The organism is Maribellus sediminis, assembly GCF_011799805.1.
In the GTDB taxonomy this organism is placed as follows: domain Bacteria; phylum Bacteroidota; class Bacteroidia; order Bacteroidales; family Prolixibacteraceae; genus Draconibacterium; species Draconibacterium sediminis_A.
Genome location: NZ_WXUB01000001.1, coordinates 769,570 through 791,356, shown reverse-complemented (window position 1 = coordinate 791,356; position 21,787 = coordinate 769,570). Strand labels below are relative to the sequence as shown.

Genomic DNA, 21,787 nt, shown 5'->3' with positions numbered 1-21,787 from the left:
TCTTATTCCTCTTTTTTATCAATCAGTTTCAAAAGCTCCAGATAATCTGCATCCGATACTTCCATACCGGTGGCAGTAGCAGCAGCGCTGAGTCGGATCGAAGTCTGCATCCCGATGAAAGTAACCTTGTCTTTAAGGCTGGCATATTCCAGAAATTCATTCGGAATATTAATCCTTCCATTGGCAGCAACTCCTATCTGCACAAAATTCTGAAAGTAGAGCTGGAGCAGCTTATCGTGCATCGGGTTCGTTTCAGGATTCAATTTGTTCCTGAATTTTTCCACCTCTTTTTTCCAGGCATCTACCGTGTGAATATCAAGACATTTACTTCTGCGATTGCGTTCAACCACAACAAAATCGAGTTGCATCTCCCCCATGGCTTTCTTAAAAGCCGAAGGAAGAACAACGCGCCCTTTGTCGTCGATCGTAGCATTGTATTGTCCTGCAAAAGTTGCCATTTATGAGATTCCACTTTTTCTTAAGCGTAAAAATACAATTTTATTCCATTTTATGCCATTCTATTCCAAATCATTCCACAACGATTTTGCACTTTTTTGTTGATAACCTTTTCACTTCATGTTAACAACGAGTTAGCGGATAAAAATAATTTCACCCAATCAGCTGAATACCAATAGAAATAAATCAACACCCTATTTTACAAACAACCGTTAATAACTCAGGAAATCACATTCCGGATTCTTCCACCCTCGAAACACCAAAACACCATTGCGTTCCACAACACTAAATCAGGGTCAAAAAGTGTCAGAATAGTGCATTCAAAATTTTACAGATTGGCTGATTTTTGCTTAATTGCCTTGTCAAGTTATCGGGAATGAAAGGAGACAGCGCAGAAAATAAGGTTAAGCCTATCGATATCAGGGAAGTATTCGCAGATAAAAGCCCCGGCATAGCGAAATTTATTCCGGGATTTATTTACCGGTTTTTGCATCGCATTCTTCATATCGATTACATTAACGAGGTTCTTACAAATTACGGCCACCTGCAAGGGACAGCCTTTGTTGACAGTGTTGTGGAAATGTTTAACGTGAAGGAACATTTGCACGGCCTGGAGAATATTCCGAAGGATGGAAAATTCATTTTTGCCAGCAATCATCCTTTGGGCGGTTTCGATGGCATGCTACTGATGAAAACGGTTGAAAAACAACTTGGTGAATTTAAGTTTTTGGCCAACGACATCCTGTTTAATATTCCTCAGCTAAGCCCGGTTTTTGTGCCGGTAAACAAACATGGCGGACACGCACGTGATGCTGCCCGTAAATTGTCGGAAGTCTACAACTCCGATTGCCAGGTTTTGATCTTTCCTTATGGATTAGCTTCGAGAAAGGTAAAAGGAAAAGTTACCGATCTGGAGTGGAGAAAACATTTTATAACAAAATCCATTCAGCATAAACGCGACGTTATCCCGGTTTTTATTAGCGGGCATAACACCAACAGATTTTACAGGCTGGCGAAAATCAGGAAGTTTTTTCGTATAAAATGGAATCTGGAAATGTTTCTTTTGCCCGACGAGACCTACCGTCACCGAAATATGGACGTTCACCTTTATTTTGGCAAACCTATTCCGTACACAACTTTTGATTCGGGAAAGAGCCACAGTGAATGGGCTGCGTGGGTGAAGGAACAAGTTTATAAATTACCCGTAAATACGAAGTAATGGAAATATAACACGTAAAGTGTCATCCTTACACGGATTTTTTTAATTTTGTATTCCATTTTTCCAAAAGAGGAAACAACGAAACGGCCTGAAACAATTGTGTGAGATCTGAGTGTTTTTGAAACAAAACAAGTATTACAGATGAAAGATATTGTAAAACCTCTGCCGAGGGAAGAAATATATAAAGAGCTAACTCCTGAGAAACTGCTCAGAAAGACCAATAAGGGAGGAAATGAAATTTACATTGTAACGGCCCACGATTCACCTTCGGTGATGCACGAACTTGGCCGTTTACGTGAAATTACTTTCCGCGATGCAGGAGGAGGCACCGGTAAGGAAACCGACATCGATACCTACGATACACAGGAAAAACCATACAAACAGTTGATTGTGTGGGATCCTGATGCGAAAGAAATTCTGGGCGGTTATCGCTACATGTTGTGTGCCGATGCACCGGTAGATGAGGAAGGAAATGTGATGATGGCAACATCAAGGGTTTTCTATTTCTCTAAAGAATTCAAAGAAAATTACCTGCCCTATACACTGGAACTGGGACGCTCGTTTGTGCAACCTGCATACCAATCGAGCAAAGCCGGAGCAAAAGCACTTTTTGCACTCGACAACCTTTGGGACGGACTGGGAGCACTTACCGTTGATCATCCTGAAATTAAATATTTTTTCGGCAAGATCACGATGTACGAACACTTTCATAACGAGGCCCGAAACCTGATTCAATATTTCTTTAAAAAATATTTCCGCGATAAAGAAAACCTTGCTTACCCCAGAAATCCTGTTGAATTTGATATCGACATGGAAGCAATGGCCAAACTTTTCTGCGGCAAGGACTATTCTGAAGATTACAAAATATTGATTCAGAGTGTGCGTCAGTTTGGAGAAAATGTACCTCCACTGGTAAATGCCTATATGAATTTGTCGCCTTCGATGAAGACGTTTGGTACTATCAGAAACGAAAAGTTTGGAAATGTACTGGAAACCGGGATAATTGTCACGATTAAAGACATTTACGAGGTGAAGGTCGACCGCCATATTGAAACTTACATCAAGGGAAAAGAGGACAACGATTTCCCGATGCCTGAATAACGATGAAAGAATTCTACGCAAAACACCCGAAAATTCTTGTTGCTGTTGATTCCATCATTTTTGGATTTAACGAAAACGACTATGAATTAAAGGTGCTTTTGTTGAAACGAAAGTTTGAACCGGCCAAAGGCGAGTGGTCTTTAATGGGTGGTTTTGTTAATTCGGACGAAAGTCTGGATGATGCAGCAAAACGCATTGTTGAAAAACTTACAGGGCTGGAAGATGTATACATGGAGCAGCTTTATGCTTTTGGGGAGCCTGATCGCGACCCGGGAGGCCGCATTATTTCTGTTTCCTATGTGTCATTGATCAAAATTAACGAATACGACCGCGAACTTGTAAAACAGCATGGCGCTTACTGGATTCCCTTATCCGAAATTCCGGAGCTGATATTTGATCATGGCGATATGGTTTCAAAGGCCCTGCGTAAATTAAGAATCAGGGCAAGAACACAGCCCATCGGGTTTGAACTTTTACCTGAAAAATTTACCATTCCGCAACTTCAGCGCCTTTACGAAGCCATTTACCAAAAACCTTTCGACAAACGTAACTTCCGAAGAAAAGTGCTCGCCATGGGCTTGCTCGACAAACTTGAAGAAAAGGAAAAAGAAACGTCGAAAAAAGGAGCTTTCTACTACAAATTCAACACTTCAAAATACGAAGAACTTCTCCTGAAAGGACTTAATTTCGAACTCTAAGTTCCGGAATCCGGTATCAAAGAAATATCACTTTCCAAGGCAGATGAAATAAGCGCCAAATTGTGAAATTGAAAAACTGTTGAATTGCATAATTGTTAACTCCGAATACAAAACTGTACGCTATAAATGAGACTGCTGACTGAGACACTGGACCTACTCGAATGAAATTCGTTCGAGCGGGCTTAAACTCTATTTTATCAAACCCTTACAGGGTTTTGTTCTTCCTTAAAGCCTTGCCCTCTTAAAATCGAACGCATACTGCGTTGACCTATAATGCTATCCGGTACGGATTGGATTTTAGTAACATCATACTAAACAGCAGTCATCAACCCAGTATGGGTTGGACAAGCCTGAAAGTTGCTAAACTGCAAAATTGTTAAATTGCGAATTCAAAAAAGAAAACTGAATACTGTGTCCGAAAACTCGTCGTTTTGAATAGTCAAATTTACAGAGACATCAATCACAATAAATTACTAACAATCACGATAAATCACCGGTTTTCCTACTGTAAACTGAGACTGCGACTGAAAACTTCTTTAAACTCCGAACCTTGAACTCTAAACTCTGAACTTAATAAGCTCTTTCGTCTTTGCCTTCCACGTAATTAATAAAGGATGAATTCACTACCCGGTTTCCTCCCGGCGTTGGGTAATTTCCGGTGAAGTACCAGTCGCCCAAATCGTTCGGACAGGCTTTGTGCAGGTTCTCAATCGACTGGTAAACAATCTCTACTTCAGCTTTACAATCTTCAGGTTTAAGTAACTCAGCAATTTTTGCCGAAATTTCTTCTGCTGAAAATGGCTTGTAAATCTCGCGAACATAGTTCACCATTTCTTCTTTCGACAGGTTCTCCTGCTCCTTACATTTCTTGTAAACATCCTGGATGATCGATTCTTTGCCGTGATCTTTTAACAATTCAATAGCGGCATTAAATGCGATAAATTTATCCAGTCGGGCCATGTCGATACCATAACAGTCGGGGTAACGAATCTGCGGTGCCGATGAAACCACAATGATTTTTTTCGGATGCAGACGATCGAGTATTTTCAGGATACTGTTTTTCAGCGTAGTTCCGCGAACAATAGAATCATCGATAATTACCAGCGTATCTTTGTCGTTTTTGATAATACCGTAGGTAACATCGTAAACGTGTGCCACAAGGTCATCGCGGCTGGCATCATCGGCAATAAAAGTCCTGAGTTTTACGTCTTTAATAGCAATCTTTTCAACCCGTGGTTCAAACGACAGAATGCGCTTGATCTCTTTGTCGTCGAGTGAACCGTTCTTCGATTGGATCTGCTCAATTTTCCAGTCAACCAGGTTATTCCTGATACCTTCAACCATTCCGTAAAATGCGGTTTCGGCGGTATTCGGGATATATGAAAATACTGTATTCTCGTAATCGTAATCAACTGCTTTCAAAACAGTAGGAGTTATCAGACGCCCCAGTTCTTTTCGCTCGTTGTAAATCGATTTATCGCTACCACGCGAGAAATAAATCCTTTCAAATGAACACGATTTACGTTTGTGCGGAACGCGAATCATTTCGCGGCTGATCTGTCCGTTTTTCTTAACAATTAGGGCTTCACCCGGTGCAATTTCCTTCACAGCATCGTGATGAACATTCATTACCGTTTGAATAACCGGACGTTCAGAAGCAACCACCACGATTTCATCGTCGTAATAATAATGTGCCGGACGAATTCCCCACGGATCGCGCACAACAAAGGCATCGCCGTGTCCGATTAAACCGGCCATCGCGTAACCACCGTCCCAGTCTTTTGAAGCACGTTCCAAAATATTCTGAACATCCAGATTCTTTTCAATAAGTGGTGAAATATCGGCGTTATTGTATCCTTCGTTCTTGTATTTTCTAAAGAGGTATTGATTTTCCTCATCGAGGAAGTGCCCTACTTTTTCGAGTGCCGTAACCGTATCTGTATAGGCTTTTGGGTGCTGCCCCAACTCGATAAGTACATCGAATAACTCATCGGTATTGGTAAGGTTAAAGTTACCGGCCAACACCAGGTTTCTCGATTTCCAGTTATTCTGACGCATTACCGGATGTGTAAACTCGATGCTGTTTTTCCCGAATGTTCCGTAGCGCAAGTGTCCTAAATAAAGCGATCCGGCAAATGGGAAATTGTTTTCAGCCCACTCCGGATCGTTTATGTCTGCATCGTGACGTTTCGCCTTTTTCAGCGGTTTATTCACTTTATCGAAGACATTCTGTATCGGATTTTGTTCCACCGATCGGAAACGGCTGATGTACGGATTTCCCGGTTCAAGATTGGTTTTTAAACATACAATTCCGGCTCCATCCTGGCCACGGTTATGTTGTTTCTCCATCAACAAATACAGCTTGTTAAGCCCGTATTTCCAGGTACCATACTTTTTATGATAGTACGACAGAGGTTTTAATAAACGAATTAATGCTATTCCACACTCGTGTTTAATCTGATCACTCATATTGATTCGCTTTCAGCTGAGGAAAATTAATAATGTCCGGCACTACAAACGCGGTCGGATAATCTTTTTGAATTTGTTTATACAGTTTCCAGGCTTCATTCTTTGTCCTGAAATCGCCAACGCGCACCCTAAAATTAGGTGCCACAAATTTAATGTGAACAGGATATTCCGGGAATTCTTTCAAGAAATCAACTTTGGTATCGAGGGCTTTTTCTCTGGCATCCATATTCGAGCTAAAGAAAATTTCTACCCGGTAACCATCCAGTCCTTCTCTCTCCCTGTTTTTTTCGACGTGCCACTTCAACATTTTGTCGAGGCGCGCGTCACGTTCTACCTGCAGATCATCAACCAGCGAAACCTGCACTGAATCCTGCTGTATTTCCTTCCCGTCAAAATCCTGAGCAACAGCCAACTCAACAGCAAAACATCCAATAAAAAAGAGAAAAAGAATCTTCATAGTTCATCTCTTGAAGGTGCAAAGATAATTCAAAAACATATAAAACAAGCATTCATTGCTCAACAAGTACCACACGTTAATCTTTGGATAAAATAGCGCAAAACAGGTTCATCTTTTCGTCCGGTTTTCTACATTGATAATTAGTAATAACTTTGTGCCCGACATTGAAAGTAACGGTTTTTTAAGCTGGATATTTTAAAGCAACAACATGGGAAAACTAGTAGAAGAATTTAATGCCTACCGGGCTAAAATGAATGAAAAAATTCTGGCCTCCGACAACAAGGTAATGAAACGGATTTACAGCCTCGACACACTCACCTACCAGGAAGGAGCACTGAGTACGAAAGTAAAAGAAATGCTTGGCTTGTCGACTTCCATGGTATTACGTTGCGACGACTGCGTAAAATATCACCTCGAGAAATGTTTCGAACAAGGAGTAAGCACCGAAGAAATATTCGAAGTATTTGGCGTTGCAAACCTGGTGGGTGGAACTATCGTTATTCCGCACACACGAAGAGCCGTTGAATACTGGGAGGAATTAAACAATACCACTCAGGATTGATCTTTTTCCTGATTTAATTGTTATCAATAGTCGATTAATTAGCATAAAATGAATAAACTGTTTGCAATAACTTCATCGGGTAAAACCGAAAAATCTTTTCTTGACCTCCGTTTTGGCAAATGTGCCCACATCGTTTTTTTCGATCCGGTAAAAAACGTTTTCTCAATTGAGGAAAATAAATTTATTGAAAAGGAACACAGTGGAATCAGGTTGGTAGAATACCTGCAAAAAGAGGGTGTTACTTCAATTATCACTGGCGAGGTGGGCCCGATGGTGAGCAAAAAACTGGAAAAGGAAAAAATTCAATTGGTATTGCTGCACGAGGAACGTATTAAAATAGAAGAGATCATGGACCGGATCACCGAGCGCTAAGCCGGTACATTTTCTCATTAATTATTGGTATTAAAGCAAGCTGAACGGCCTGTGTATACAATTGAGCCCGTGTAAGTTTATCCTGAGTTAAAAGTCCAACTGCCCCCGACTTTTGTTTCGAATTGTGTTTTTTAAAGATCACGTCGTTGGCATGTCCCAATTCATAACCTTCGTCTATCATGGCTACTACCTCAGGCGGCAAACTAAAAGTAGTGGTTCGCGATTCACCTGAAGCGTCTTTTCCCAAAACAACAATCCAGGCAAAAGCCAGCAGGTTTTCATTTTTCCGGTCAACACCTCCCTCAATACCGACCCAGAAATTGGCTTCCGGGAATTTCCTGGCAGCATTAGCCGCCCTGTTGCGGGCACCTTCCAGTGTTTCTTCGTCACTCATGGGTTGATCGGCAACACCCGATTCAACTGATGCACCTTCAACATTAACATCGTTAAAATAAGTTTGAAATCCGTTCCGGGTCGCTTCTACCTTTACCGGATTCTTTGATGCCACAATTACTTGCATTCTCCTAAATTTTTCTGAAAAATAGGCATTTTTTAGGCACCACAAATCCATAATTCCGCCCCGCTCACAGACTTTTGTCACTTTGTTTGTGAATTGGAATTACTATTTTCGTAGGTATAAATCGAATGAATATGAAAGTCAGAAAAGCTACCATGAATGATTACCAGGCTATTGTAGAATTTCAGCAGGCCATGGCACACGAAACGGAAGGAATTGAGTTACATCTCGATCCGCTTGAGAAAGGAGTAAAAGCTGTGCTCGAGGACCCGAACAAGGGCATTTACTATGTGGCCGAAATCAACAAACAGGTGGTGAGTTCATTACTTACTACCTACGAGTGGAGCGACTGGCGCAACGGAACGGTACTGTGGATACAATCGGTTTATGTAATGCCGCAATACCGGCGGAGAGGAGTTTACCGCAGCATGTATTCGCACATAAAAAGCATGGTGCTTAGTTCCGACGATTTGAAGGGAATTCGCTTATACGCCGACAAGTCGAACCTGGCAGCTCACAAAACATACGAGAACCTCGGAATGAACCAGGATCATTATATTACGTTTGAATGGCTAAAATAATCCGGATGCGAAAGGCCGGACTCCAAAAAATCAGGTAAATTAGAAACAAATACCACACTGTCAATTGACAGCAGTGTGAGTTTTTCAAGTTACTTAAAACAACTTTAAACGCATGAAATCGCTGACTCCTTTAGTGCGCGACCAGATTATAAAGGCGCAGAGGGCCGAAATTACCGAATATCATATTTATAAGCGCCTCGCAAAACGAACAAAAAAAGCGGCAAATAAAGAAGTATTGGAACGAATTGCCGAAGATGAGTTGCGGCATTACAACATCTGGAAATCATATAGTCAGAGAGAAGTTGCGCCAGGTAGCTGGAACATTAAAAAGTACTTTTGGATTGCACGTATTTTTGGTTTGACTTTCGGGTTAAAGATTATGGAGCGTGGCGAAGAACGCGCCCAGATAAACTACAAAGAGATTGGCAAAGAAATTCCGGAAGCGCTCAAGATCAGTCAGGATGAAAACAACCACGAAAAAGAGTTGATCGCCATGATTGACGAGGACCAGTTAAAATACATTGGTTCTATCGTTCTGGGGCTCAACGATGCACTGGTTGAAATTCTTGGAACACTTGCCGGACTTACATTTGCGCTACAAAACAATAAACTGGTGGCGCTGGCGGGTATTATTACCGGTATTGCCGGTGCGCTTTCCATGTCGTCATCAGAATACCTGTCCAACAAATCGGAAGGCAAAGAAGACGGTGCAGTTAAATCGGCCATTTTCACCGGAATTGCTTATGTTTTTGCAGTTATCTTCCTGGTGGCGCCGTATTTCATTTTTAAATCGCCGTTTATGAGTCTGGCCGTGGCAGTGTTCGATTCGATCTTCATCGTATTTCTTTTCACCTTCTATATTTCGGTGGCCAACGAACAACCTTTCCGCAAACGTTTTGTTGAAATGGTTACCTTAAGTACAGTAGTTGGCCTTATTTCGTTTGGCCTGGGTTACCTGGCCCGCATTGTTTTTGGTATTGAAGTTTAAGAATTTTGAGCACTCATCTATATAAATTAATTGCAGAAGGCGAACACCAACAGCAGGATTTTAAATACTGCATCAACGATTCGAAAAAAATTGCCAAATCGCTGGTTGCCTTTGCCAATACCGATGGCGGACGTTTGCTCATCGGGGTAAAGGATAATGGTAAAATTGCGGGCATCAGCAGCGACGAAGAGTTTTATATGATCGAATCGGCCGCTAAGATCTTCAGCAAACCGGCTATCGATTTTACAACACGACAGTGGCAGGTTGAAGGAAAAACCGTGCTTGAAATTGGCATAGAACCGGGGGTTGAAAAACCTTATTTTGCCAAAGACGAAAACGGGAAATGGCTTGCATATATTCGCGTGGCTGATGAAAATTTTCTGGCCCACCGCATTCAGATTGAGGCGTGGAAGAAACAAAAAAGCACCCGGGGAATCTGTTTTACTTATTCTGACGACGAACGTTTCTTGATCGATTACCTGCAACATCACACCTATATTTCGTTTTCAAAATTTATGCGTCTGGCAAATATTCCACGGCGAACAGCAACTGAAGTACTGAGCAATTTTCTGGTAATCAATATTATTCAAATCCATACCGCCGAAGAAGGGACGGTTTTCAGCCTGAATCATGATTTCGATAAAGAAGAACTGGATAAATTTTCCTGATCGGATTTTAACAAAACCTTATCAGATTTTTATTGTTTAGAAAGGGCACTTACACAAATAATTAAATACTTTTGACTATTCTTTAAATTATAAATAATGATAAAATATTTTTTGATACTGATTTTTCTCGTTTCAACGGGATTGAAAACATTCGCGCAAGATGCATACATGGATGCCAGCGCCGAAGAGAAAGAAAAAATCTATTTGGGTGGTGAAGCTTACAAAGTAAAAACCTACAAGCAAAAATTTAAATCGAACAAACCAAAGAATATCATTCTAATGATTGGTGACGGAATGGGTGTTACCCAGGTTTTTGCGGGCATTACAGCTAATCACGGAAGTCTATTTCTCGATAACTTTAAACACATCGGCTTTTCGAAAACGCAGTCAGCCGATGACTATATCACGGACTCTGCTGCGGGAGGAACAGCCATCTCGTGCGGTGTAAAAACATATAATGGTGCCATCGGTGTAAATACCGATACTGTTGCCGTAAAAACTATTCTTGAAGAGGCCGAAGCCAAAGGTCTGGCAACAGGATTGGTTTCAACATCGGCTATTACACATGCAACACCGGCGTCGTTTATTGCACACCAACCCAACCGCGGAATGTATGAAGCCATCGCTGCCGATTTCCTGAATACCGACATTGATGTATTTATTGGTGGTGGTATTGCGCACTTTTCACAACGCCAGGACAAACGCAACCTGTTAAAAGAGTTGCAGGCAAAAGGATACCAGGTTGAGCTTGAAATGAGCAAAATTGAAAAAGTAAAAACCGGTAAACTGGCAGGTTTAACGGCTGGCATCCATAATGGCCGTGTCGCTGAACGTGGCGATATGTTGCCGATTGCGACAACTACCGCGCTTAATATTCTCGATAACAATGACAAAGGATTTTTCATAATGGTGGAAGGTTCGCAAATTGACTGGGGCGGCCACGCCAACAGCACCAATTATATTGTTGAAGACATGCTTGATTTCGACAAAACGATTGGCAAAGCACTCGAATTTGCCGCGAAAGATGGCGAAACGCTTATTATTGTTACGGCCGACCACGAAACTGGTGGAATGAGTGTTATTGGCGGCGATATGAAGACCGGAATGGTTAAGGGAGAATACACCACAAAAGGCCACTCGGCTGTTATGGTGCCTGTTTTTGCGTACGGACCGGGCGCAGAAGAGTTTACCGGAATTATGGAAAACACCGAACTGCATAACAAAATGAAAGCCCTGTTACTAGGCAAGTAATTTCAATCAGAATAATTGAAAAAGACCGGAATCTTATCATGCATAGGATTCCGGTCTTTTTTATGATATTTGACCATTGTTTTTTATCTTTCCGCCGAATTTCACTAAATCATATCGATGAAAGAAGCGCTAGAGGTACTCGATCATGTTAGGTTAAACTTTTCACCCACCGGACTACTTGCGTTAAATATAACCATTGCTTTCATAATGTTTGGTGTGGCTCTCGACATCAAATTCGAACATTTTAAAGAATTGGTAATGCGTCCGAAGTCGGTGCTGGTCGGGATAATCTCGCAATTCCTGGTACTACCTGCTGTAACTTATCTTTTTATTTTAGTGCTGAATCCAACACCTACCGTGGCTTTGGGCATGCTTTTGATTGCTGCCTGTCCGGGCGGAAACGTTTCGAATTTTATGAGCGCCATGGCAAAAGGCAACCTGGCACTTTCGGTGAGTTTAACGGGTATTGCAACACTGGCAGCCACATTTATGACCCCGATTAACTTTGCATTGTGGGGAAGATTTTATATTAATTTCTACAACAACGCCAGTGCTCACGAATTACTGGTTCCCATCGAAATCGACTTTTTTCAGATGGTGCAAACGGTAGTTATTCTGTTGGGTATTCCTGTTTTTGTAGGGCTGATGTTCTCGCAGTATTTACCAAAATTCACGGCAAAAATCAGAAAACCGATCCGCCAACTTTCCATCATCATATTTATCGCTTATGTGATTATACTATTAAGCGCCAATTTCGACCATTTCCGCAAGTTTATCCACCTGGTATTTCTGATCGTTCTTGTGCATAATGCACTGGCTCTTATATCGGGTTATTCCCTGAGTTGGCTGGCACGTTTACCTAGAATCGACCGACGGACAATTACCATTGAAACGGGTATTCAAAACTCCGGACTGGCTTTGGTGTTAATGTTCAATCCAAAAATATTTCCTCCCGAACTCGAACTTGGTGGCATGACCATTATTGCCGCCTGGTGGGGTGTATGGCACATTTTAAGTGGTTTTGGTGTCTCCTATCTTATGTCGCGCTACAAACTAAGCAAGGCATTTAAAGCATAAATTCTGAAACATATGAAGTACGAAAAATGGTCTCCGGGTTATTGGGTATTAAAAAACATAGTACGCTTTGCCGATTTCATTATATACAAACAAATTATCATCAACTCAAAGGAAAAGATTCCAAGAGACAAACCAATTTTGTTTGCACCAAATCATCAGAATGCATTGAGCGACCCAATGGCTGTTCTGCTTCATACTCCTTATCAGCCCGTTTGGTTGGCCCGTGCCGACATCTTCAAAAATAAAATTGCCGCAGCCATTTTGCACTTTATGAAAATTATGCCGGTTTACCGAATTCGCGACGGGAAAGACCAAATGGTAAATAACGATACTACATTCAACAACTCGATAAAGGTATTGAAAAGCAACGGAGCACTGGCTTTGTTCCCGGAAGCAGCACACTCAGGCAAAAGACAAATGCTTGCGCATAAAAAAGCAGTGCCGCGAATCGTTTTTATGGCTGAAGAAAAGTCTGATGAAAACATCGATATCCACATCATTCCTACAGGAATTTACTACAGCAGTTACTGGAAATTTAATCGCACTGTAATTGTCAATTTTGGCGATCCGGTTTTGGTGAACGATTACCTCGAAGAATACAAGAACAATCCGAACGCTGCTACCATGGCCCTTCGTGAAAAACTTTACGAAGAAATTGACAAGCTGACTATCAACATTAGAAGCAAAGCGCATTACCAGGATTTCGAGCTAATCAGAGAATATTATGGCAAGGAATTTCTGAATAAGCAAGGCATAACATATTCGCCTACCAATCTCTTTAAATCCGATCAGAAACTTACGAATCAGCTGGATCAGTTAGAAGAAGCTTCTCCCAATAAAATTGAGGACGTGGTAAATACTGTTCGCGCCTATCAAAAAATATTAAAGAAGCACCACCTGCGTAACTGGCTGGTAAACAAACCGGCAAACAATGCCCTGAAAATTGTTCTCAATAAATTAGCGCTGTTAGCTGGACTACCGGTGTTTTTGTTTGGCTTTATTTTTAATGCTATTCCGTTTTTTGCCATCGACAAACTGGTACGCGCAAAAATCAGGGACGTTGCCTTTTGGAGCACCTTCTCGCTGGTTCTTGGAATTTTAATTTTCCCGATTGTCTACCTGCTCGAACTTTGGGCAGTTTCAGGACTACTTCCCGGAATATGGTTCAAACTGTTGTTCCTTGTATCGTTGCCTTTTGCAGGGAAACTGGCCTTTTTGTGGTATATTCTTTTACGCAAAACTTTGGGTAGGATTAACCTTCTCTACCTGAAAATGTTTAATAAGAATGAATACGGCAAAATTCTTGACCTGGAAAAAGAGTTGTTTGCCAAACTCGATGCGTTGATTAAGGCATAAGTTTTGATAAGAAGCTCCCCAATTAATACGATTATGAAAGCAAGTGCAAAAAAACTGCTAAGCGCCGGCCTGCTGTTTTTCATGCTGGCTGTGGGCTGCAGCAAAGACGAGCCTTCGGAACCCGATGGTCCTGAAACTAACAAGACATTTATTTCGTCGGTTGATATTTCGCGATATCCTGAGATCATGTTGAGCAACCCCGTTTTTTATGATCAAAATAACCAGGTAAAAGATTTGCTTAGTATTCTGAAAGAAAGCGGAGTAAACACCATACGGGTAAAATTATGGGTTGATCCGGCTGACGGACACGCCGGTTTTGCCGAAGTAAAACAATTTTCGCAAACACTTCACAACAAGGGATTTAAAACCTGGCTCACAGTCCATTATTCCGATACCTGGGCCGATCCGGGGAGTCAGGAAACTCCAGCCCGCTGGCAAAATCTTGATTATCCGAATTTACTGGACAGCATGAGTGCTTACACCGCCAAAGTGGTAGAAGAAATGTCGCCCGATTATATCCAGATAGGAAACGAAATCAACGCCGGGTTCCTGTTTCCGATGGGAAGTATTAACAACTTTAACCAGTTTAAAGCCCTGCTCGAAGCTGGTATTCAGGCTGTCAGGAAAGCAAACTCCGACACTAAAATTATGCTGCATTTTGCGGGCATTAATGGTGCCAGCCTTTTTTACAACAAAGTAAAAGACCTCGATTTCGACATTATCGGGCTTTCGTACTATCCCTGGTGGCACGGGAAGGAATTATCGGTACTGGAACAGACCATGAAGCAATTAAGTGAAAATTACGACAAGGATATCGTTGTTGCCGAAACAGCTTACCCGTTTACCCTGGACTGGAACGACTGGACTAACAACATTGTAGGCACCGAGGATCAATTAATTTCACCCGATTATCCGGCATCCGAAACCGGGCAACAGGAGTTCATTCGAGCAATAAAAACCATATCATGGGAGAATGTGGAGCGTGGCCTTGGTTTCTCGTATTGGGGCGGCGAGCAGATTGCCTGGAAAGGACCTGAGGCCACCGATGCATCAGCCTGGGAAAACCTGGCGCTTTTCGATTTTAACAACAAGGCACTTCAGGTTTTGAATGAGTTTGAGTCAGAATAAAACGACACAAAAAGAAAAGGAGCCAATTGGCTCCTTTTTCAAAATATATCATGAATTGTATTACTCAGTAATGCTGATGACTTCTCCAAATATATCGGCGTTTTCATCTACTTTCTCGTCGTTACCATACACGCAAATAGCATCCTGGCTCAACACATCGGCAACGAACTTTTTCATTCCTTTAATATCGTCTGCCGTTGTCGATAAAACTGCCTCGCGCTCAGCTTTCAATTCTTCGGGGGTAGTTTTTTCGAAATAATACTGAACTGCCAGATTACCCTCCTGCGAAGGCGTTTTTGGTTGATCCATACGCGAAATAGTACCAATTATGTAACGCGTCATTTCTTTATCGTCGGCTTCGAAGGTTTCCAGGTAACCGGGTGTGTTGTCATAATTTTCGATGGTTTCTTTCAGGTTCGGGTCGCGGTAAGACGCAAAGTACACATTTCCGCTTGACGAGATTCCTGCAAATCCACCGTAGGCACCGCCAATTACACGTACCTGGTTTTGCAACCAGTCGGTAGAAAGTACCTGGTTGAGTACACGCATTTTTCCGCTGTATTCGTAACCCAGTTTTTTGAAATCGTAACCTTTTACCACATATTGAACTTTTGATGCTGATTTCAACCCTTCGTTTTTCTTGGCAAAATCGAATTTCCAGTCTTGCATTTCCACATTGTCATCGGGTAAAACCGAGGCCAGTGCTTCCAGTCCGCCTGAGTAAGCTTTAAAATCCTTGTCGCTGCAGGTTACGGTAGCAATCAGGTTTTCCTTAGTGAAAAGCAAAGCAGCTGTTTTCTGCAAATTCGCAACAATCTCGGCACTTTTTGCATTGAAATTTTCCGACAGGTCGCTTACAAAGCGGTAATAATCCAAACCACCTGTTTTTTCGCTGTACATACCCATTTGCGAATAGTACGAACGCAGACGGGTCATGGCGTAGTTCAAACCGTTGTTTTTGATGTCGGAATCGATACGAGCCTGATGACGCGAGATCAGTTCTTTTAAACGCTCTGTGTCATCCAATTTCGAGTTTTTGATGATCTCGTCGGTGAGTTCAAACATTTTATCCGCCTTTTGAGTTGTAGCTTTCGAATACACCACAAACTTTGGCAGCATGTGATCATCAGCGTGTCCTTCGAGATACTCGGTAAGATATGTACTAAAACCACCGGTTTGAATATTCAGAGCATTATCAAGTTCGCCGTACGAATAGTTTTCGGTATTTAACTTGCCCAACAGCGACGACAATAATTTGGCGTAAGGAATCAGTTCCTGAGGAACAACGCGCACATCGAAATAAAGGTTGCTGTACAAAATGTCGTTGGTAAAAGCATTGTGGTGCAATACATCAATGCCATCAACTTCCTTTTCATCAACTGAAAACCATTCAACATCGGGACTGATATCCGAACGCTCCAACATTGGTATGGTAGCCAGTGCTTCCGGAGTATCTTCGCGCTTTTGATGTTCGATTAGCTCATTGGTTTCGGCAATCAACTTTTCTTTATCTTCTTTTGATAAACCTTTCTGATAAGCGGCCAGTTCAGCATTGGTTGCTTCAGTAATTTTTGCCTGCAGGCCCGGTTCCGGCTCAAGCACCATCAGCAAAGCATGCGGATTATTAATCAGGTAATTTGTTACGGCAGTCTGAAGCATGTCGCTATCGAGTGCTTTTTTGGCTTCTTCAAGTGGCGCATTAAATTCCAGTCCGAGGAAAGGATCGTCGGCAAAAAACCAGGTTTGGTAACTCTGCATCAAATACATTAATCCTTTTTGCGGTGTGTTGCCCTCCTTCATGTTGAATTCCATGCGATTCAGAATTCCTTCAACAGTAGTTCTATCGAAACCTGTTTTAGCCACAGAATCCAGGGTAGCAAAAACAATTTCTTTGAACGCATCCTTATCTTCAGGATTCGCATTTTGCACGGTAATCTGAAAAACATTTTGTTTGGCCTCGTTAAACGAAGCATTTATATCGCGGCCAATTCCTGCTTTTTGCAAAGCCAGGCGAAGTGGTGCTGATTCGTGGTTCACAAGCGCTTCCGAAAGCACATCGCAAACCATTGCCTGTGTGCGGTCGACACTCGATCCCACAACGAAACTCATACTTAGGAAAGTTTGGTCTTCAGTCGGAGCACCTTCCGGCACGGCATAAGGTTTTACAGCCTCCTTCATTTTGTCGAAAGGTTTCTGTTCGCGAATTTTTATATTTTCGGTTGGCTGGTCGTAGTTCGCCAGGTATTCGGTGTCGATAAATGCAAGTTCTTTATCCAGATCGGCATCGCCATACAATAATATATAGCTGTTTCCGGGATGGTAGTATTTCTTATGAAAATCGACAAAAGCCTGGTACGTCAGTTTTGGAATTTCAGTAGGATATCCACCTGAAGAAACTCCGTAAGTATTGTCGGGGAAAAGTATCTTATTGATCTGGTAATCCAACTCGCGGCCCGGGCTGGAATAAGCCCCTTTCATTTCGTTGTAAACCACACCCTTGTAGCTTACATCTCCATCTTCGCTTTCCAGTTCATGATGCCAGCCCTCCTGCATAAAAATTTTCGGATCTTCATAAATCAGCGGATTCAGAACGGCATCGAGGTAAACATGCATCAGGTTGAAATAGTCTTTTTCGTTCATGCTGGCCACCGGATAAGTGGTTATATCCGATCCGGTCATTGCATTTAGAAAAGTATTCAGCGAACCCTTCATCAGCACATCGAACGGACTTTTTACCGGAAAGTTTTTCGAACCATTCAATACCGAATGTTCCATAATGTGTGGTGTTCCGTAGTCGTTCTGAGGCGCAGTTTTAAACGCGATGTTAAAAAGCTTATTCGGATCGTCGGCTGCGATCTTCAGCAAACGCGCCCCGCTTTTGTCGTGTTTGAACAGCAGACAATCAGCGTTAACTTCGTCAACAAACTTTTTTTCAACCAGCGTAAATCCGTGATATTTTTCTCCGGTCTGGTATTTTTCTTTTGGCGTGCAGGCAGAAAATGCAACAAACAAAGCCAACACTAAGAAAAGTGCAGTTTTTCTCATGATTTTTGATTTTTACGTTTATTATTCAATTCGATTATTTTCCTTGAAAAAATAGAACAGAAAGTTACGAATATTGAAGAAATACAGCAGTCTTTCACAAAACAAATTTAATCTTATGTCATTATTGCCACTAAGGCTAACGTTTAGGAATTAATGTTTTACAATTTTATGAATCCCCACTGCTCCATTATCTTGTTCTACCTTTAACAAATACATCCCACTAATTTCTGCCGGAAGTTCTATTGTTATTATAGTGTTTAATGCCCCTTCCCATTGTTGAAGCAAGGCACCACTCAAATTAAAAAGCTGAACACTTTTTAAAGTTTGATCTGAACTCACGGTAATTTGCCCTTCGCTGGGATTTGGATAAACTTTCAGTTCAGGATTTTCAACAAGCAGTGCGGAAACGACAAAATCACCGTTATTCTGCCCGAAGCGGTATGCAAATTGTTGCAAATATTGGTTAGCAATATCTGCGTTGTGAATGATCAAAGTATTTTCGTCGTTAATATCATTGGCCGAATTACTCCAGTTATGGCTTCCGGTTATTACCTGCGGATCCGAAGTTTGGCTGTTCGCATCGATGATGGCCAGTTTGTGATGCATCAATCCCGTGGCAGTATTATCAAATACAAATTTTCCGTCAGGAAGCGTGTTGTTCAAAGCGTCGTTCACATAATCCACATTCGAAGCTTCAACATCGGTAAGTACGTTCACGTTTACTCCACGCTGATAAGCATCGGTAATGGCCGCAGCCAGATCGGAACGTGTGATAAGCATCGTTTCAACATGCAGGTTATAATCTGCGGTTCCCATGGCGTCAATCAGTTTTTGGTTGGTTTGATCCGAAGGACTAAAATAAGATTCAATCCAGTTTCCACCAACCATTAACTCGTGAGGTGTATTATCGGTTTTATCTTCGCCAAACCTGGCTGCAGCGGCATTCGGCTGATCACCGCTACTCCCCCACATTTCTTCAAATTCTATTTTATAGGTCATAGCCAGCGACTGATCCTGAATGAAGATCATGTTGTTCGCATCGGAATACAGCTGACCGGCCGTTAAGTTTGTTGAACCCGACCAAACCCAAACTTTGTTCGCATTTGAATGATCGGCATCGAAAATTGCAAACTTATTGTGCATGATTCCGCTTTGTGCTCCCGAAATTTCAGGACGTTCCAGCACCGGAATAGTATTTGAAAGATTATAGATACTTGCATGAGAAGTTGAGCCACATGTAATTACCCTGATTTTAACACCTCGTTGTGCTGCCGCGTTTAATGCATCGCTAACGGTTTTATTATCGAAGTTGTAAATGCTCAGATCAATACTTTTTTCGGCCCGGTTGACATAGGCAGCCAGCGTGTCTGCCATGCTGTCGCCAATATTTTGTGCAGGCGTTGTAGTCGCTAAATCCTGGTCGACTTCGCTGTTAAAATAAACTTTGATATCCCCGGTTGAATTTGATTCAGTAACGTATGCATGAACACCTGAAAATACAGTGTCCGACTCCAGAACCATGAATACCTGCGCATAAATAACTTCCGAAGGCTGCAAACCGGTGATCTCAACTATGTGAGAATTCACCTCGTCAGAAGTGGTTGAGTCGCCGGCTTTGTAATGCGTTAAACTATCTGTATTGTTGTAATTTCCGTAGCGCACAAAAGGAAATGCTCCGTTATCGGTAGTCCATCCCAGAACAACAGAGTTTTTATCAAGACTGATAACCTTTACCTGTGAAGTAAAATTTACCTTGCTTTTTGAAACGAAGTCATCCATATCGCGCGGAAGAAGCTGGTAACCACTTTGGGTATTGTTATTTGTATAAGAGAACTGCGAGCAAAGTGCCACCAGCTTAAATGCCTCAGTTGGAATGGGCTGGCCGACAATGGGACTATTGGTGTTAATACGCATATCCCCGCTTAAACTCCCATCGGTAAACGTATAATTTTTATTACCAGAAAAAGCCCCGGTAGCATCTGCAAACGATATATCATCGATGGCGATCAGCTGGCTTTCATAGTTTTCGCCAATATTGTCAATTGTAATCAACTTTGGCGACGGCAGGCTAAGTCCACTTTTGTGAACTGTAATTGTAGTCACATTTTTTATTTCCAGCAGATTGTTGTAGTCATCCAGTTCTCCGGTAACACTTATCGAATCGCCACGATTTACTCCTGATAATTGATTATCGTAAACTGCAATTCCACCGGTATTATCCTGCATGTATCGTATTGTTCCCAATTCACTGCCGTTGGTAACAATCCCGGAAACAGTTACTACTGTCCCAACTGTTTGTTGTCTGGCATCGCCTATAGCGTTTTGCGCGTATGAAAAAAAGGAAATAAGTGAAAGGATCACAACTAATAGAGTTCGAGTCATAACTTTGAAAATTAAAGACCCGAATGTATAAATTTTCAGGGGTTTTAAAGCAGAAAAAAGAGAATCAGTCCCTCGAAATCATCAATTTTTTAGATACTACTTTATCTTCTGTAGTTTTTATCTGAAGAATGTAAATTCCATTCGGAATATTATTCAATTTCACGGTTTTCTTTTGTTCCGGGAAATCCAGTATTTCGCGCAAAACTTCCTTGCCGGTAATGTTCACCAAACGAACTTCTTTCATTTCTTTGGTTTGAAAAGCAATAGTAACCTGGTTATTCTTTACCGGATTGGGATATACTTTTAATTCGGTTTCCAATTCTTCCTTTTGCGACAAACTGTCGTTCCAGCTATCGTTGGCCAACAACTGAAAAGGAAGTACAAATATGAAGAGTGCTAGTATAAATTGTTTCATGGCTTAAAACTTTAATGGCTACAAATTACGACATGCAAATAACATGCCTTTATTTATACCGACAGCAAAAAATCAGAACAGTTGCAACGCAGCCTCAAGATCTTCCGGGGTATCTATCCCAATCGTACGAAATGAGGTTTCGGCAGTTTTAATTTTGTAGCCGTTTTCTAACCAGCGCAGCTGCTCCAACGATTCGGCCAGTTCAAGCGGAGTTTGTTCGAGTTTTGTAAGTTGCTGCAACACCTCGGCACGAAAAGCATACAAGCCAATGTGTGCCCAAAAATTGTGTTTTACATGCCAGTTGGCTTCCTGTTCTCCGCGCATAAAAGGAATTGGCGAGCGACTGAAATACAGCGCATTCCGTTTTGCATCCATCACGACTTTGGGCCGGTTCGGATTAAAAAGTTCCTCTTCCGTTTCAATCTTTTTTACCAGCGTTGCCACGTCCACCGTTTCATCCTGAAAGCAACTTTTCAACACTTCAATCTGCTCAGGTTTTATAAATGGTTCGTCGCCCTGAATATTAATCACTACATCGAAATCGGTATCCTTAGCCACAATGCGGGCAGCTTCGGCACAACGGTCGGTACCACTCTGATGGGTTGGAAGCGTTTCCACCACATTACCGCCAAAAGCCCGAACAGCCTCAAAAATCCGTTTATCATCGGTGGCCACCCAAACCTGCCCGAGTGCCTTCGAGGCATTTTCATACACCCACTGTATCATTGGTTTGTTTTTGATCATTGCCAATGGTTTACCGGGGAAACGCGTGGATTGATAACGAGCCGGAATGATGCCTGCGAATTTCATATCTGTTCTTAAAATGATTGTTTTCCTGAAGAGCAAAGATAATCATGCGAAAGAATTACCATTATGAATCGGCTGTAAATAAAGCCGGGAAAAACTAAAAAATCTTAATTGATTGGTTACAAACTACAATGCCGCCGAAAAATTGTAAATTTGCGCTTTGGTATTTTACGCGGTACTTTTAATATCCGCAAAAATGGCTAACCAAAGCATTTTCGTTTCACAATTACAGAAACAG

General features: G+C 41.8%; 20 protein-coding genes. 12 read left to right on the top strand and 8 right to left on the bottom strand.

The window, feature by feature from the left end; all coding sequences use genetic code 11:
• Positions 1-2: 2 nt before the first annotated feature.
• A complete protein-coding gene (locus HFD85_RS03070) occupies positions 3-458 on the bottom strand; it encodes a division/cell wall cluster transcriptional repressor MraZ (protein WP_167605132.1) in 456 nt (151 codons plus the stop codon).
• A gap of 374 nt (positions 459-832) precedes the next feature.
• Between HFD85_RS03070 and glsA the strand changes: the two genes are divergently transcribed.
• The 3 genes from glsA to HFD85_RS03055 all read left to right on the top strand — a co-directional run bounded on the left by glsA (position 833) and on the right by HFD85_RS03055 (position 3,474).
• Complete coding sequence (glsA, locus tag HFD85_RS03065) at positions 833-1,675, top strand: lyso-glycine lipid O-acyltransferase GlsA (protein ID WP_167605131.1); 843 nt, start codon at positions 833-835, stop codon at positions 1,673-1,675.
• 141 nt (positions 1,676-1,816) lie between these two features.
• On the top strand, positions 1,817-2,776 hold the full coding sequence (glsB, locus tag HFD85_RS03060; RefSeq protein WP_167605130.1) for a glycine N(alpha)-acyltransferase GlsB: 960 nt from the start codon (positions 1,817-1,819) through the stop codon (positions 2,774-2,776).
• Positions 2,777-2,778: 2 nt separating this feature from the next.
• Positions 2,779-3,474: an NUDIX hydrolase gene (locus HFD85_RS03055; protein ID WP_167605129.1), complete on the top strand. Its 696-nt coding sequence runs from the start codon at positions 2,779-2,781 to the stop codon at positions 3,472-3,474.
• A 570-nt stretch (positions 3,475-4,044) separates the two neighbouring features.
• Here HFD85_RS03055 and HFD85_RS03050 read toward each other — a convergent pair.
• Positions 4,045-5,943, bottom strand: coding sequence for an amidophosphoribosyltransferase (locus HFD85_RS03050; protein WP_167605128.1), 1,899 nt, complete (start codon positions 5,941-5,943; stop codon positions 4,045-4,047).
• On the bottom strand, positions 5,936-6,400 hold the full coding sequence (locus HFD85_RS03045) for an SPOR domain-containing protein (RefSeq protein ID WP_167605127.1): 465 nt from the start codon (positions 6,398-6,400) through the stop codon (positions 5,936-5,938). The genes HFD85_RS03050 and HFD85_RS03045 overlap by 8 nt, the downstream gene beginning before the upstream one ends.
• Before the next feature lie 208 nt (positions 6,401-6,608).
• Between HFD85_RS03045 and HFD85_RS03040 the strand changes: the two genes are divergently transcribed.
• Both HFD85_RS03040 and HFD85_RS03035 read left to right on the top strand, forming a co-directional pair.
• The gene (locus HFD85_RS03040; protein ID WP_167605126.1) at positions 6,609-6,962 is read left to right on the top strand and encodes a carboxymuconolactone decarboxylase family protein; all 354 of its coding nucleotides are present in this window, start codon (positions 6,609-6,611) and stop codon (positions 6,960-6,962) included.
• 48 nt (positions 6,963-7,010) lie between these two features.
• Positions 7,011-7,334, top strand: a complete 324-nt coding sequence (locus HFD85_RS03035) for a NifB/NifX family molybdenum-iron cluster-binding protein (protein WP_167605125.1) — start codon at positions 7,011-7,013, stop codon at positions 7,332-7,334.
• Here the strand turns inward: HFD85_RS03035 and yjjX are convergent.
• Positions 7,321-7,854 (bottom strand): inosine/xanthosine triphosphatase, encoded by a 534-nt coding sequence (gene yjjX / locus HFD85_RS03030; protein WP_167605124.1) that lies wholly within the window; start codon positions 7,852-7,854, stop codon positions 7,321-7,323. The two genes, HFD85_RS03035 and yjjX, sit on opposite strands and share 14 nt — an antisense overlap.
• Positions 7,855-7,985: 131 nt before the next feature.
• Between yjjX and HFD85_RS03025 the strand changes: the two genes are divergently transcribed.
• The 7 genes from HFD85_RS03025 to HFD85_RS02995 all read left to right on the top strand — a co-directional run bounded on the left by HFD85_RS03025 (position 7,986) and on the right by HFD85_RS02995 (position 14,900).
• Entirely contained in the window at positions 7,986-8,432 is a 447-nt protein-coding gene (locus tag HFD85_RS03025) for a GNAT family N-acetyltransferase (protein ID WP_167605123.1), read from the top strand.
• Positions 8,433-8,544: 112 nt separating this feature from the next.
• Positions 8,545-9,420 carry a VIT1/CCC1 transporter family protein gene (locus tag HFD85_RS03020; RefSeq protein ID WP_167605122.1) on the top strand — a complete coding sequence of 292 codons (876 nt, stop codon included), beginning with the start codon at positions 8,545-8,547 and terminating at the stop codon, positions 9,418-9,420.
• 5 nt (positions 9,421-9,425) lie between these two features.
• On the top strand, positions 9,426-10,088 hold the full coding sequence (locus tag HFD85_RS03015) for an AlbA family DNA-binding domain-containing protein (RefSeq protein WP_240925003.1): 663 nt from the start codon (positions 9,426-9,428) through the stop codon (positions 10,086-10,088).
• A 96-nt stretch (positions 10,089-10,184) separates the two neighbouring features.
• The gene (locus HFD85_RS03010) at positions 10,185-11,339 is read left to right on the top strand and encodes an alkaline phosphatase (protein ID WP_206081846.1); all 1,155 of its coding nucleotides are present in this window, start codon (positions 10,185-10,187) and stop codon (positions 11,337-11,339) included.
• A 117-nt stretch (positions 11,340-11,456) separates the two neighbouring features.
• Positions 11,457-12,416, top strand: coding sequence for a bile acid:sodium symporter family protein (locus HFD85_RS03005; protein ID WP_167605121.1), 960 nt, complete (start codon positions 11,457-11,459; stop codon positions 12,414-12,416).
• A gap of 12 nt (positions 12,417-12,428) precedes the next feature.
• Complete coding sequence (locus HFD85_RS03000; RefSeq protein WP_167605120.1) at positions 12,429-13,772, top strand: 1-acyl-sn-glycerol-3-phosphate acyltransferase; 1,344 nt, start codon at positions 12,429-12,431, stop codon at positions 13,770-13,772.
• Positions 13,773-13,805: 33 nt separating this feature from the next.
• A complete protein-coding gene (locus HFD85_RS02995) occupies positions 13,806-14,900 on the top strand; it encodes a glycoside hydrolase family 53 protein (protein ID WP_167605119.1) in 1,095 nt (364 codons plus the stop codon).
• A 60-nt stretch (positions 14,901-14,960) separates the two neighbouring features.
• On the opposite strand, the gene HFD85_RS02990 is transcribed toward HFD85_RS02995, so the two are convergent.
• The 4 genes from HFD85_RS02990 to kdsB all read right to left on the bottom strand — a co-directional run bounded on the left by HFD85_RS02990 (position 14,961) and on the right by kdsB (position 21,552).
• A complete protein-coding gene (locus HFD85_RS02990) occupies positions 14,961-17,945 on the bottom strand; it encodes an insulinase family protein (protein ID WP_167605118.1) in 2,985 nt (994 codons plus the stop codon).
• Positions 17,946-18,095: 150 nt separating this feature from the next.
• Entirely contained in the window at positions 18,096-20,327 is a 2,232-nt protein-coding gene (locus tag HFD85_RS02985; protein ID WP_167605117.1) for a phospholipase D-like domain-containing protein, read from the bottom strand.
• A 64-nt stretch (positions 20,328-20,391) separates the two neighbouring features.
• Complete coding sequence (locus HFD85_RS02980) at positions 20,392-20,742, bottom strand: T9SS type A sorting domain-containing protein (RefSeq protein WP_167605116.1); 351 nt, start codon at positions 20,740-20,742, stop codon at positions 20,392-20,394.
• A gap of 72 nt (positions 20,743-20,814) precedes the next feature.
• Positions 20,815-21,552 (bottom strand): 3-deoxy-manno-octulosonate cytidylyltransferase, encoded by a 738-nt coding sequence (kdsB, locus tag HFD85_RS02975; RefSeq protein WP_167605115.1) that lies wholly within the window; start codon positions 21,550-21,552, stop codon positions 20,815-20,817.
• Positions 21,553-21,787: the final 235 nt, after the last annotated feature.

Coding starts and splice junctions, on each gene's coding strand:
- HFD85_RS03020 (WP_167605122.1), top strand. CDS start 8,545: ATGAAATCGCTGACTCCTTTAGTGCGCGACCAGATTATAAAGGCGCAG.
- HFD85_RS03045 (WP_167605127.1), bottom strand. CDS start 6,400: ATGAAGATTCTTTTTCTCTTTTTTATTGGATGTTTTGCTGTTGAGTTG.
- HFD85_RS03055 (WP_167605129.1), top strand. CDS start 2,779: ATGAAAGAATTCTACGCAAAACACCCGAAAATTCTTGTTGCTGTTGAT.
- HFD85_RS03000 (WP_167605120.1), top strand. CDS start 12,429: ATGAAGTACGAAAAATGGTCTCCGGGTTATTGGGTATTAAAAAACATA.
- HFD85_RS03005 (WP_167605121.1), top strand. CDS start 11,457: ATGAAAGAAGCGCTAGAGGTACTCGATCATGTTAGGTTAAACTTTTCA.
- HFD85_RS03070 (WP_167605132.1), bottom strand. CDS start 458: ATGGCAACTTTTGCAGGACAATACAATGCTACGATCGACGACAAAGGG.
- HFD85_RS03040 (WP_167605126.1), top strand. CDS start 6,609: ATGGGAAAACTAGTAGAAGAATTTAATGCCTACCGGGCTAAAATGAAT.
- HFD85_RS02980 (WP_167605116.1), bottom strand. CDS start 20,742: ATGAAACAATTTATACTAGCACTCTTCATATTTGTACTTCCTTTTCAG.
- kdsB (WP_167605115.1), bottom strand. CDS start 21,552: ATGAAATTCGCAGGCATCATTCCGGCTCGTTATCAATCCACGCGTTTC.
- HFD85_RS02985 (WP_167605117.1), bottom strand. CDS start 20,327: ATGACTCGAACTCTATTAGTTGTGATCCTTTCACTTATTTCCTTTTTT.
- HFD85_RS02995 (WP_167605119.1), top strand. CDS start 13,806: ATGAAAGCAAGTGCAAAAAAACTGCTAAGCGCCGGCCTGCTGTTTTTC.
- HFD85_RS02990 (WP_167605118.1), bottom strand. CDS start 17,945: ATGAGAAAAACTGCACTTTTCTTAGTGTTGGCTTTGTTTGTTGCATTT.
- glsA (WP_167605131.1), top strand. CDS start 833: ATGAAAGGAGACAGCGCAGAAAATAAGGTTAAGCCTATCGATATCAGG.
- HFD85_RS03050 (WP_167605128.1), bottom strand. CDS start 5,943: ATGAGTGATCAGATTAAACACGAGTGTGGAATAGCATTAATTCGTTTA.
- HFD85_RS03010 (WP_206081846.1), top strand. CDS start 10,185: ATGATAAAATATTTTTTGATACTGATTTTTCTCGTTTCAACGGGATTG.
- HFD85_RS03035 (WP_167605125.1), top strand. CDS start 7,011: ATGAATAAACTGTTTGCAATAACTTCATCGGGTAAAACCGAAAAATCT.
- yjjX (WP_167605124.1), bottom strand. CDS start 7,854: ATGCAAGTAATTGTGGCATCAAAGAATCCGGTAAAGGTAGAAGCGACC.
- glsB (WP_167605130.1), top strand. CDS start 1,817: ATGAAAGATATTGTAAAACCTCTGCCGAGGGAAGAAATATATAAAGAG.
- HFD85_RS03025 (WP_167605123.1), top strand. CDS start 7,986: ATGAAAGTCAGAAAAGCTACCATGAATGATTACCAGGCTATTGTAGAA.